Here is a 12,418-nt window from a genome sequence, read left to right on the forward strand (position 1 = left end):
GTAGGGACGTGACCGAATCTCGAACCCCTGACACCCGTGTTTTCTTGCCTGCTCCACCGCAGGCGCCTGCCCCCTTTCGATTCCCGCTAGTGGCCGCCACGGTACCGGTGGTGGCGTCGGTCGCGATCTGGCTGATCACTGGCTCGACCTTTGCCCTCCTTTTCGCCGCTTTGGGGCCATTGGCAGCGACCGGTAGCTACATCGATTCACGAGTGACGGCGCGCAGAACGAGGCGCGTCGAACGGGCACGCTTCTGTGCCGACACAGCCACGACGGCGAAAGAAATTCGCGCCTACCATCGCCGCGAACTCGTCGAACTGGCTGAAAAAACCCCTGCGGCGATCATGTTGGTCAATGACGTACTCACTGATGCGTCGAAGTGGATGCGCGAGCCCCACGATGTCCTTCCCGTCCACCTCGGCTACGGCAGTGTACGCAGCAGCATCGCCATTGATCGCACTGCGGCGCATGACGCTGTGTCGACAGACGTCGAAGACACGTATCGGAGTCTGACGGAGCAGGCAGAGCATCTGAGCCGAGCGCCGATTGCTGTGAACGCGCGCCTAGGTATCGCGCTCTGTGGCAACAGCCCGATGGCGTTGTCACTGGCACGATCACTCGCGATCCAACTCGCTCGCACCCTCGCACCCACCTCAAGCTGGGTGCGACTCACAGGAGTATTCGCAACAGAATCCTGGGGAGAACGACTCCCGCACCGACTGTTGCGTTCGAGTGGAGCAACAGAGCGGGGTGCGGATGCTGCTGGAACGGGCGGAGAGATCGCGAGCGTGCAGTGGGGAACGCTTGGCGATTCCCAGCCCCGCGTTTCCATCACGATAGTGGGGGAAGAAAACCAAGTGCCGAGCGGGCATCGCATTGTGATCCGCACGAACGCCGCGAGCGTGGCTGTGGTTAGACATCCTGACCGTCATCAACGCCGCGACTTCGAGCCGTCGTTTCTCGGCAGAGAGCAAGCGTTAGTTTGGGTACGAGCGGCACACGATATCGCTGCCCGCGATGGTCTTGCTTCGGGTCAGGATGTTCTTCCCGATTCACTTGCCTTCGATGAACTCGAGAAACGCCCCGTCTCGCTCCTCACCTCTCGAGTGGAATCTCGACGATCGCTAGCCGCGCGCCCCGCCGTCGCGGTGTCAGGAGAGCTCAGTATTGATCTTGTTGTCAACGGGCCCCACGCCATCGTGGGCGGCACTACTGGTAGTGGCAAGAGCGAACTCCTCATTGCGTGGGTGCTCGCGATGGCGGCCGAAGTGTCGCCAGACGACGTGACCTTTTTGCTCGTCGATTTCAAAGGGGGCTCCGCGTTTGCGGCCCTCACCCAACTGCCGCACACCGTGGGCATCATTACCGATCTTGATGAGACAGCTGCGGCGCGGGCCTTCGCGAGTCTTCGTGCCGAGCTCCGATACCGCGAGCGTGCGCTGGCTCAGGCCGGCGTGCGAGATATCTCAGAGCTCGCGAGTGTGCCGCGTCTCGTGATCGTGGTTGATGAGTTCGCGGCGATGATGGCGGACTACCCACAGCTGCATGCTCTATTCAGCGATATCGCGGCGCGAGGCCGCTCGTTGGGCGTGCACCTGATCCTCTGTACGCAACGACCTTCCGGAGTTGTGCGCGACGCGCTTCTTGCTAACGCGGACCTGCGGATCTCCCTTCGCGTCAACAACGGTGCCGATAGTTCGGCCGTCATCGGCAGCGATCGCGCCGCCGAGCTACCGGCGGACGCCAAAGGTCGTGCGTGGGTTGCCCATGGCTCGTCCTCGGCCGAGCTCGTGCAGTTCGCGCTCGTCTCGCCTCACGATATTCGTCACGTTGCTGAGCGTTGGCCCGTCTCTGCTCCGCCGAGACGGCCGTGGTGCGAACCGCTCAGCGAGCACGTCGCGCTCGCCGCGGTGCTGGCGGCGGAGGACAACGACAGCGCACCCTCGGATGCAGTGAACTCAGACACTCTCTATTTTGGGTTGACAGATCTGCCTGAACTTCAACGCCACGGGCGTGCTGGCTGGTCCTCAGCCGCAGACGGGCACCTGTTGATCGTGGGGTCATCTGGCAGTGGAAAAACAACGGCTCTCACCACGCTTGCCCACATCAGCACGGCAACGGTGATCGTCATGAGTGCCGAGCCCGCCGCCTTCTGGGACACGCTCGCAGGCGCCTACGGTCGACTCGACTACAGCGATGACGCAGCGATACCGCGGCCACCAAGCCACATTGTGATTGACGACATCGATGCCGTGCTCGCTCGTTTCGACGATGAATACCGGGCTGTCGTTGTCGAACGGCTCACTCGCGTGCTGAGGGAAGGCCCCGCTAATAACATGTGGGTTATTGCGAGCGCCCAACGAATCACCTCACCGCTGCAGTCACTCTCACAGCTGATGCCGAGCGTTCTTCGCCTGCGTTTCAGCAGTAGGCAAGAATTCATTCTTTCCGGCGGGACCACGGATGAGTACATCCCCGCGGTGCCAGCAGGAGGAGGCCTCTGGCAGGGCAAGAGAGTGCAAATCGCGCAGAGTGATCACTACCTTCCGGTGGCAGAACGAAGTGCGACAACGACGCTGTCGGGCACCGAGCACATTGTTGTCGTCAGCAGTCGCCCCTCGGTCACCGCAGCAGCGTGTGCTGCTGCTGGCTGGGAAACAAGGCACGTCGAAGGGGCACCGGGAGCCGAACGGGAGCTCTTGGTTAGCCCGAATGAGCCGAGTTCTCCCATCGCGATCATCGGATCAGTCGATGAATGGCAATCACGGTGGGGTGCCCTGGCGGCGTTGCGCCCCCACGCCACCATCGTGCTCGATGGCTGCACCCTCAGCGACTACCGCCAACTTGCCCGCACTCGCGAGCTGCCGCCGCCGCTGACGGCAGGCTCACGCGAGTACTGGTGCCTTAGCGAAACTGGACCAGTTCGCCGGGTGCGGCTGCCTCACGCCAGCCACAGCGAGGTGCTGGCCCCACACCGCTAGCTGGTGAGCACGGTGCTTGTGACCCCAGTGGGAACAGCGAGCTCCGCAGCCACGACCAAAATCATGCGGTACCCGAATTGGGCACAATTATTGGGCGAATTTAGTTCGGAAACATGGAATTATTGCAACGAACCCGCAAGGCCCCTCCTAACTGGGGCTATAACAAAGCAGACCGCGCTCACTACCATCGGGGTAACTGGTGGGGGCGAAGGAGAAACAGTGACGAGACCACTTCCGCAGGATCCTGCGATCCAGCAGCTAATGCTGCAGGCGAAGCAATCTCAACTCAGCCGCAGGCGACTGCTGCAAGGAGCGGGGCTCGGTGCGTCCGCGCTCGCTCTCGCAGCATGTGCTGCGCCGGATGGGTCAGATGCGAATGATATTTCCGACAGCGACAACAAGCTCGTCTGGGCAAGCTGGCCGTCGTACATCGACGAAGACCTCAGCGGACGCTCTCCCACGCTTAAAGCTTTCTATGAGGAGACCGGCGTCGAGGTCGAATACAAGGCTGTCGTTGAAGACAACGTTGGTTTCTACCTGACGATGAAAGATCAGCTCTCGTTGGGCGAGCCGACAGGCACAGACATCATCTGTGTCAGCGACTGGATGGCAGCACGGCTCATCCGGTTCGGGTACGCCCAAGAGATGGACGCCGCGAACATCCCCAACAAAGTCAATCTCACAGAGTCGCTTGCGAGTCCCGACTTTGACCCTGATCGCAGCTACTCGCTTCCCTGGCAAAGTGGTTTTATCGGACTCGCGTGGAACGCTGAAGAGTACCCCCGTGGAGTGCTCTCGGTCGATCAACTCTGGAACGATGACCTCAAGGGCAAAGTTGTCGTCCTCGCCGAAATGCGCCACACCATGGGCATGCTGCTGCTTGCGCAGGGGATCGATATTGCCGAGGAAAACTGGGGTATCGAGGAATACAAGAAGGCAAGCGCCGTGCTCGAAGAGCACTTGACGTCGAAGCACATTCTTGGTGTTTACGGTAGTGAATACCTAGAGAAGCTCAAGTCGGGCGAAGCTATCGCCGGGTTCGCTCGCGCTGGAGACGTTGCCGTTCTCAATGCGCAAGCGGGTTACGAGAAATTTAAGTTCTTGCTTCCCGGTTCAGGCGGAACATTCTTCACTGACTCTCTCGTGATCCCTGCAGGTGCAGTCCACAAGGCGAGTGCAGAAAAGCTTATGAACTTCTACTACGAGCCTTCCGTCGCCACTGAAGTTGTGGAGTGGATTCACTGTGTGAGCCCCGTCGACGGAACGCTTGAGTACGCCATCGAGAACTTCCCGGCGCTGGCGTCGAATCAATTCACTTTCCCGAATGCGACGGCAATGTCGCGAGCGCGCACTTTCCGCACGCTCAGCACTACCGACGATCAGTCATTCAACGCTGAATTCCGCCGCATAACAGGCAAGGGTTAGCGCGCGAGTTCGCGGAGAGTTCTAGGCGAGCTCGAAACGGAGTTCGCCAACGGGTAGTCCACGGCCGAGCACCTGCTCGGTCGTGGCTGCCAGTACACCAGCCACAGCATCCGCATCGAGCGCGCCAGCTTCGGCCAACAGCGAAAGCCCGACGGGAAGCAGCGGTCGGATCGATCCGTCAAGAATCTTGAGGGTCACCGTGGTGCCGTCGGGGGCAGCGGCAATGAGCACGCCCTCGGCCCCGCGTTTCGCGATAATCCCGAGGGTGTCCATCGCCTCGGCAACCTGGGGCATGTCGAGTCCCCACGCGTTGGCCCGAATGGCGCTCACGAGGGCGGCGGCGTTCGGATCGGTGTCTGACGTGGCGGTAACCACGCGCTGAATGGCGGTGGCCAGTGAGACGAGGCTCATGGCAAAGACGGGAGCCCCGCATCCATCCGTTCCCTCATGGGCAAGCGGCTGACCCGTGAACTCAATCACCGTCTGCCGAATGCGCTCCTGCAGCGGATGCTCGTGCTCGAGGTAACTTTCTAGCGGCCACTCATTCACGACGCAGGCCGCCAAGAAGCTCGCGTGCTTGCCTGAACAGTTCATCGCGAGGCGACGGGGAGCGTCGGAGGCGCGTCGGGTTTCGGAGTCGGCTGGCCAGTCGGGTGGGCAGCGCAGGTCGTCTTCGGTAAGACCGTATGCGGCCAGAGTCGAAGCCACGACATCTTGGTGACGTTGGCTGCCGGTGTGGCTGGCGCTCGCTAGCACGAGCTGTTCGTCGGTGAGAGTGACGCCCGCACGAAGCACAGTGATCGCCTGCATGGGCTTGAGAGTCGAACGCGGGTAGATGAGAGCGTCGGGGTTGCCGAGGCGTCGTCGCTCAGTGCCGTCGGGGGAGAGCACTACAGCGGCACCCAAATGGCGTGACTCGATCATGCCCGAGCGTTCGAGTACGGCGAGTTGAACGGTGTCGTTAACGGTGAGAGCGGCAGCGGCAGTTGTCGAGGGGGAGTTCACTCTCCTACGTTATCGCCGCGAGAGCGCGTGTGGGCGCGGCAGCCTTCATGATGGGGAACGGTTTCGCTCACTCCCAGCGTTGACCGCTAGCGTGATGGCGAGAGAAGTTTTGCCCGATCGCCCAACGCGTTCGCCGATGCTGGCTGCTGAAGCTGGCCAAGGAGGTTCTGATGAACATCGACCACAATTTTGAAGTGCGCTTGGAATGGTCGGGAAACTTGGGTGAGGGCACCACGAGCTACCGTGGTTACTCTCGCCACAACGAGATCACAGCAGTGGGCAAGCATCCGATTGATGGCTCGAGCGCTCGCGTCTTTCACGGATCGGCGGATCGCTGGAATCCCGAGGAATTGCTCATTGCGGCGCTCAGCCAGTGCCACATGCTGAGCTACCTGCACGTTGCCGTGAGTCGCGGCATCGTCGTCACGGCCTATCACGACGAGGTTTCAGGCACGATGAAGCAGACGGATAACGGTGGCGGGCATTTCACGTCGGTCACCCTGCGACCCGTTGTCACGATTGCGGCCGGCAGTGTGGAAGATGCCATGGATGCTCACGCTGAAGCAAGCCAGAAATGCTTCATTGCCTCATCCGTCAACTTCCCCGTGCTGCACCAGCCCCGCATCATTGTGGAGGCCCCAGCGGGGGAGTAGCGGCGGTGCGCGCCGGTTTCAGGAGCGCCGCAGCGTCTGTCATAGCGACTACAGGGCGAACTGTCGAGGTTTCGGCGGCGATTCCACACGCTTTGTACAGCCGCGGTGGGGCAGGATTGGTGCTCCGTGTTCGTGTTGTGAAGGGTTCTTGTGCGTAAAGCGATTCCATTTCTGTTGACCATCGGCGTTGTGGCGTCGCTTGCGGCGTGTTCTCCCGCAGATTCCACGACGGCAGAGGGATCTGGTGATTGCGTTCCGACGTCATCCGGCTCCGCTTCGGATGCCGTTGAGGTCAGCGGCGACTTTGGCGCAAAACCTGAGGTCACGATCGACTTCCCGACCAACGTCTCAGAGACTGAGCGCACGGTTGCTATTGCCGGTGACGGCGATCTGCTCGCGGTTGAAGCATCGACCGCGAACGTTCAGTTCTCGCTGTACAGCGGCACGACCGGGGAAGAACTCTCCGCCACAACGTACGACGAGGCAGGTCTCACCCCCTTCCCCGTGGACGCCGAGCAGTTCTTGGTCGGAATCGTCAAGACCATTGAGTGTTCCACCGCTGGCTCACGCCTCGTCGGTGTTATTCCTCCCGAGGAGTCCTTTGCCGATGACGCCAGCCGCGAATCGCTCGGAGTCGGCGCAGATGACGACATCGTTTTCGTTGTTGATGTCATTTCCGTCGACGAGCCCGCTGAGCCTGCTCTTCCGCGTGCCGATGGCGAAGACCAGCCGGCCGTAGACGGATTCCCGGCTGTCGAGCTCGATGACGACGGTCGCCCGACGATCACCATCCCCGACACTGACCCGCCCGCCGAGCTCGAGGTTGCTGTGCTCAAGCAGGGCGCTGGCGAGACCGTCGAAGAGAACTCGGATGTCGTGGTCCACTATGTGGGCATGAACTGGACTACGGGCGAAATCTTTGATGAGAGCTGGGCTCGCGGTGAACCTTCCACGTTCAACACTGGCCAGGTTGTCAGCGGGTTCAAGACTGCACTCGAAGGTCAGCAAGTCGGATCGCAGATCATCGCTGTTCTTCCGCCAAGCGAAGGCTACGGCGAAGCAGGCAATGAGAGCGCAGGTATTGCGGGCACCGACACGATCGTGTTTGTCGTTGACATCCTCGGTCTCGGCTAATTCCGCTTCAATATTGGCGCACATTTGTGCGAGCAAACTAAAGTAGCGGGATGCGCAAGATAATTCTGCTCGGATCGACGGGCTCGATCGGCACGCAAACCCTCGAAGTTATTGAGGCAAACCGTGATCGATTCGAGGTCGTCGGTCTGGCGGCAGGCACTAACCGCACGCTCGTCGAAGAGCAGGCGGCACGCTTCGGAGTGAAACACATCGCTTTCGGTGCCGAACAGGCCGCCCAGCTCGTGCGGGATGTCCCTGCCGATGTCGTCGTGAACGGCATCACCGGTTCTGTGGGCCTCGGGCCAACGCTCGCGGCGCTCGAATCCGGTGCCACGCTGGCCCTCGCCAACAAAGAGAGCCTCATCGTCGGCGGTGAGCTCGTCATGTCGCGGGCGAAACCCGGCCAAATTGTTCCTGTCGACTCGGAGCACTCGGCGATCGCTCAAGCGTTGCGCTCGGGCGAAAGCTCAGAGGTGCGGCGCCTGGTGCTCACGGCATCCGGCGGTCCTTTCCGTGGTCGTACCCGGGAGTCGCTCCAGAACGTGACTCCGCGCGAAGCGCTCGCCCACCCCACGTGGGATATGGGTCTAGTGGTGACGACGAACTCGTCGACGCTCGTGAACAAGGGTCTCGAAGTGATCGAGGCGCACTTGTTGTTCGGCGTGCCCTATGACCGCATCGCGGTCACCGTGCATCCGCAGTCCATTGTGCATTCGATGGTTGAGTTTGTTGATGGCTCGACGATCGCTCAGGCGAGTCCTCCCGATATGCGGTTGCCGATTTCTCTTGGTTTGGCGTGGCCGGAACGAGTTGCCGGTGTTGGAGCGCCACTCGACTGGACGACGACGAGCACGTGGAACTTCGAACCACTCGACAACGAGGTGTTCCCGGCTGTCGAAATGGCAAAGGCCGTTGGCGCCGCAGGCCTCACGTTCCCGGCTGTGTTCAACGCCGCGAACGAGCAAGCGGTGCTCGCGTTCCACGCCGGCGCAATCAGCTACCTCGATATTTTGGATGTCGTTGAGCAGGTTGTGCAGAGCCACGAAGCAACCGAGCTCACTCTCGAGGCGCTCGCGGCTGCCGAGTCGTGGGCACGACAGGCAGCGGACGCGGTCGTAGCGACCCGCTCCTAGCGCGGTATTCGCCCCCCAAGCGGGGTTGTTCTGGGGCTTCCACAGCACGAGTACAGGCGGGCGTCGGTGCTCGTGACTATTCTTAGCGAGTGGAAAACGCGCTCTTGTACATTCTTGGTGTCCTGATTCTTGTTGTCGGGCTTGCTATCTCTATTGGCCTGCATGAAATTGGTCATTTGGTGCCGGCGAAGCTCTTCGGCGTGCGCGTGAGTCAGTACATGATCGGGTTCGGCCCGACTCTTTTCTCCCGCAAGCGCGGTGAGACTGAGTACGGTCTCAAGGCCATTCCACTCGGCGGATATATCTCCATGGCGGGCATGTTCCCACCCGGCAAATCACACGACAATTCACGCAGTTCCACGACGAGTGTCTTCCAAACTCTCGTGCAGGATGCCCGGGAGTCCAGCGCCGATACGCTCACCGATGTCGATGAGTCGCGGGCGTTCTACAAACTCCCGGTGTTCAAGCGCATCATCATCATGCTCGGTGGTCCGTTCATGAACCTCCTCATCGCGATCGTCATGTTTGCGATTCTGTTGATGGGTTTTGGAACAGCTCAGGCCTCGACGACCATCAGTAGCGTCTCGGAGTGTGTGATCCCGGCCTCAGCCGACCGCGACGCCTGTACCGATAGCGACCCAGCTGCCCCTGCTCTTGCTGCCGGCATCCAACCTGACGATCGCATTGTCTCGATGGACGGTGAGCCCATCGAGACCTGGGAGCAGATTACCGAGCACATTCGCGCCGCCGCGGGGGATCAACTCACGATCGTGGTCGAGCGTGCCGGAGCAGAAGTCACCCTCACTGCTGAGCCTCTGCTCGCGGAACGATACGTGTATGACGACAGCGGTCAGATCGTAGAGAACGATGAGGGCGAAGCGCAGACCGAGGAGTACGGCTTCTTAGGAATTGGCCCGGCCGCAGAGACGGTTCAGCAGCCGGTGACCGCTGTGTTGCCCGCAGTGGGAGACAACGTGGTTGCCGTGGCCAAGGTTGTGCTGACACTCCCGCAGCGCATGATTGACGTGGTCAATGCAGCGTTCGGCCCCGAAGAGCGCGACCCGAATGGCCCGATCGGCCTCGTCGGTGTCGGTCGTATTGCTGGAGAGGCAACGAGTTTGGAAGCGGCGACGGTCACCGACCGTGCTGCTTACCTCATCAGCTTGGTGGGCTCGCTTAACGTTGCACTCTTCGTGTTCAACCTGGTGCCGTTGCTGCCTCTTGACGGCGGACACGTTGCGGGCGCACTCTTCGAAGGCATTCGTCGCTTCTTCGCGAAACTGTTCGGCAAGCCTGATCCTGGTCCGCTCGACACCGCCAAGTTTGTGCCGCTGACTCTCGTGGTTGTCGTGCTGCTGGGCATCATGACGTTGCTGCTGGTGTACGCCGACATTGTGAAGCCGATTTCGCCGTTCTAACAGAGCGGGCCGTTCTAACAGAGCGGGCCGTTCTAGCTGAGCTGGCCGTCTGGCAGCACAGGCCGTTCTAGCAGAGCGGGTACCTCTGGTGGGCGCTGCGGTCTCGTTCACGTGAACGAGACCGCAGCGACCGCACCGACGCTGTACTAGCGCGTGAGCAGCAGGGCGTCGCCCTGACCGCCGCCACCGCAGAGCGCAACGGCAGCGCGGCCTGAGCCGCGGCGTGCCAGCTCGTGCGCGGCATGTACGACGAGGCGAGCACCGGATGCTCCGACCGGGTGGCCGATCGCGATTGCGCCGCCGTGGATGTTCACGATGTCGTGGCTCAACCCGAGCTCGGCGGTTGAACGCAGGCTTACCGCGGCAAAGGCTTCGTTGATTTCGGCGAAGTCGAGGTCGTCGGCCGTCCAACCCGCGTTATCGAGCGCTGCCGCGATCGCGCGAGCGGGCTGCGAGTGCAATGAGTTATCGGGGCCAGCGACGTGACCCGAGCGGTCGAGCACCGCAAGCCACGGCAGATTGTGTTCTTCGGCCCACGCGCGGCTGGCCAGAATCACGGCAGAAGCGCCATCGCTCAGCGGCGACGAGTTGCCCGCGGTGATGGTGCCCTCGGGATCGAAGGCGGGGCGCAACCCCGCCAAAGTGTCGACAGTGGTGTTGGCGCGTACGCCCTCATCCGTGTCCAGAACGAGGTCGTCGCCCTTGCGTTGGGGGATAGTGACGGGCACGATTTCGTCGGCAAATACTCCGGCCTCAATCGCGGCGGCTGCTCGCTGGTGCGAGGCGGCAGCGATCTCGTCCTGTTCGGTGCGACCGATCTCGAGGCGTCCGTTGTGGCGTTCGGTGCTTGCGCCCATCGATTCAGCATCAAACGCGTCGGTGAGGGCGTCGTGCGCTGCGGTGTCGAGTGCTGACACGGTTCCGTACGCCCAGCCCATGCGCGACCCGGGGAGCACGTGAGGGGCATTGGTCATTGACTCTTGGCCACCGGCGGCCACTACGTTGGCTTCTCCGAGACGGATGAGGCGCGCAGCATCCACAATGGCGGCGAGCCCTGACAGGCAGACCTTGTTGACGGTGACGGCCGGGGTCTTCCAAGCGAGGCCTGCCGCGATGGAGGTCTGGCGGGCTGGGTTTTGGCCAGCGCCGGCCTGGATCACTTGACCGAAGATCACTTGATCGATGGAGTCGACATCCACGCCGGAGCGTTCAACGGCGGCCCGAAGTGCGATGGCGCCTAGCTCGACGGCGGTGAGCGAAGCGAGCTGTCCGCGCAGTTTCCCTTGTGGGGTGCGTGTGGCGGAAAGGATCACTACGTCGTTGGGTGCGGGGGTGTTGGCCACTGTGCAAACTCCTTTGTTTGGGCGCCGTTGTTGACAGCGCGGTTGCGCAACCATAGGCTACATGAAACCTGAACCGGGTCTCAGGTTCAGATCACAATCCTCCTAAGGCAGCAGGAAAGGTCCCATCATGCGGGTCAGTAAAAAGTACCTCGCTCCGGCGTTAATTGCGACGGTTGCACTCACACTGGCGGGCTGTGCCCCGAGTGTTGACGGCGGAAGTGGCGGCGACGAGCTCGCCCCCGTCGACATTTCAATCATCACTTCCCAGACCGGCCCCCTCGCGGCCTACGGTGAGGCCTACCTCGCTGGCTTCGACGCTGGGCTCGACTACGCCACCGACGGCACAGGCGCCGTTGATGGTCGTGAGCTGAACATCGAAATCACGGATGACGCTGGCGACGCCGACAAGGCGGTCACGGCAGCGAAAGATGTGATTGGCCAAGGCCAGAAGATCATCATCGGCACGGTTTCCTCCGGAATCGCGCTCGCGCTTGCTGAGCAGGCCGAGCAAAACAAGGTTCTCTACATCTCAGGACCGGCAGCGGCTGACGGCATCACCGGCGTGAACGAGTACACGTTCCGCTCGGGTCGTCAGAGCTACCAAGACGTCGCAACCGCCGGTACCTTCATCGGTGACCCGGCAGGCCAGTCTGTTCTGGTCTTCGGTCAGGACACTGCATTCGGTCAGGGCAACGTTGCCGCAGCAACCGCCGTTCTTGGCGGCCAGGGTGCTGACGTGACGAGCCTGCTCGTTCCCGAAGATGCTACTGAGTTCACCCCGTTTGCCCAGCAGATCGTTGATGCGCAGCCTGACCTCGTGTTCGTGGCGTGGGCCGGTGCAACCTCGGGTGCGATGTGGGAGGCCCTCAGCCAGCAGGGTGTGTTTGACAGCGTTCCTGTCGCAACCGGTCTTGGTGACATCTCGACCTATGGCGCTTACGGTGCCGCGAGCGACAAGATCAGCTTCCTCAACCACTACTTTGCGGGAGCAACTGACAATGATGCCAACAGCGCCATGGTCAGCTACCTCGAAGCAGAGGGTAAGCAAGCCGACCTGTTCTCGCCAGACGGCTTCGTTGCCGCTCAGATGGTTGTTCAGGCAGTGCGCGAAGGTGGCGACGATGTTGACGCCATGATCGCCGCGCTCGAAGGCTGGACCTTCGATTCCGTCAAGGGATCGATCACGGTTCGCGCTGAAGACCACGCGATGATCCAGCCGATGTTCCAGGTTTCGCTTGTTGCTGATGGCGACTCGTGGATTCCTGAGCTCGTCACGGCCGTTGATGCTGACGCCGTAACCCCGCCCATCGCAGAGTAAGTACCTAG

The 12,418-nt window shown here is 61.5% G+C and carries 9 protein-coding genes; 7 read left to right on the forward strand and 2 right to left on the reverse strand.

Annotation, left to right across the window (positions count from 1 at the left end):
* The first annotated feature begins 8 nt into the window (after positions 1 to 8).
* Complete coding sequence (locus ACWFSR_RS05200) at positions 9 to 2,981, forward strand: FtsK/SpoIIIE domain-containing protein (RefSeq protein WP_447523258.1); 2,973 nt, start codon at positions 9 to 11, stop codon at positions 2,979 to 2,981.
* A 219-nt stretch (positions 2,982 to 3,200) separates the two neighbouring features.
* Positions 3,201 to 4,406, forward strand: a complete 1,206-nt coding sequence (locus ACWFSR_RS05205; protein WP_197108927.1) for an ABC transporter substrate-binding protein — start codon at positions 3,201 to 3,203, stop codon at positions 4,404 to 4,406.
* A gap of 21 nt (positions 4,407 to 4,427) precedes the next feature.
* Here ACWFSR_RS05205 and ACWFSR_RS05210 read toward each other — a convergent pair whose 3' ends face one another.
* A complete protein-coding gene (locus ACWFSR_RS05210) occupies positions 4,428 to 5,411 on the reverse strand; it encodes an asparaginase (RefSeq protein WP_197108926.1) in 984 nt (327 codons plus the stop codon).
* A 170-nt stretch (positions 5,412 to 5,581) separates the two neighbouring features.
* Here ACWFSR_RS05210 and ACWFSR_RS05215 point away from each other — a divergent pair, with 170 nt between their 5' ends.
* The 4 genes from ACWFSR_RS05215 to ACWFSR_RS05230 all read left to right on the forward strand — a co-directional run bounded on the left by ACWFSR_RS05215 (position 5,582) and on the right by ACWFSR_RS05230 (position 9,749).
* Positions 5,582 to 6,064 (forward strand): OsmC family protein, encoded by a 483-nt coding sequence (locus ACWFSR_RS05215; protein WP_197108925.1) that lies wholly within the window; start codon positions 5,582 to 5,584, stop codon positions 6,062 to 6,064.
* 150 nt (positions 6,065 to 6,214) lie between these two features.
* Positions 6,215 to 7,198 (forward strand): FKBP-type peptidyl-prolyl cis-trans isomerase, encoded by a 984-nt coding sequence (locus ACWFSR_RS05220; RefSeq protein WP_447523259.1) that lies wholly within the window; start codon positions 6,215 to 6,217, stop codon positions 7,196 to 7,198.
* A gap of 50 nt (positions 7,199 to 7,248) precedes the next feature.
* Positions 7,249 to 8,331, forward strand: coding sequence for a 1-deoxy-D-xylulose-5-phosphate reductoisomerase (locus tag ACWFSR_RS05225; RefSeq protein WP_447523260.1), 1,083 nt, complete (start codon positions 7,249 to 7,251; stop codon positions 8,329 to 8,331).
* An 89-nt stretch (positions 8,332 to 8,420) separates the two neighbouring features.
* On the forward strand, positions 8,421 to 9,749 hold the full coding sequence (locus tag ACWFSR_RS05230) for a M50 family metallopeptidase (RefSeq protein WP_447523261.1): 1,329 nt from the start codon (positions 8,421 to 8,423) through the stop codon (positions 9,747 to 9,749).
* A 146-nt stretch (positions 9,750 to 9,895) separates the two neighbouring features.
* Here ACWFSR_RS05230 and ACWFSR_RS05235 read toward each other — a convergent pair whose 3' ends face one another.
* Positions 9,896 to 11,092: an acetyl-CoA C-acetyltransferase gene (locus tag ACWFSR_RS05235; protein WP_197108893.1), complete on the reverse strand. Its 1,197-nt coding sequence runs from the start codon at positions 11,090 to 11,092 to the stop codon at positions 9,896 to 9,898.
* A gap of 127 nt (positions 11,093 to 11,219) precedes the next feature.
* Here ACWFSR_RS05235 and ACWFSR_RS05240 point away from each other — a divergent pair, with 127 nt between their 5' ends.
* The gene (locus ACWFSR_RS05240; protein WP_197108892.1) at positions 11,220 to 12,410 is read left to right on the forward strand and encodes a substrate-binding domain-containing protein; all 1,191 of its coding nucleotides are present in this window, start codon (positions 11,220 to 11,222) and stop codon (positions 12,408 to 12,410) included.
* Positions 12,411 to 12,418: the final 8 nt, after the last annotated feature.

This window comes from Salinibacterium sp. NYA9b, assembly GCF_976973725.1.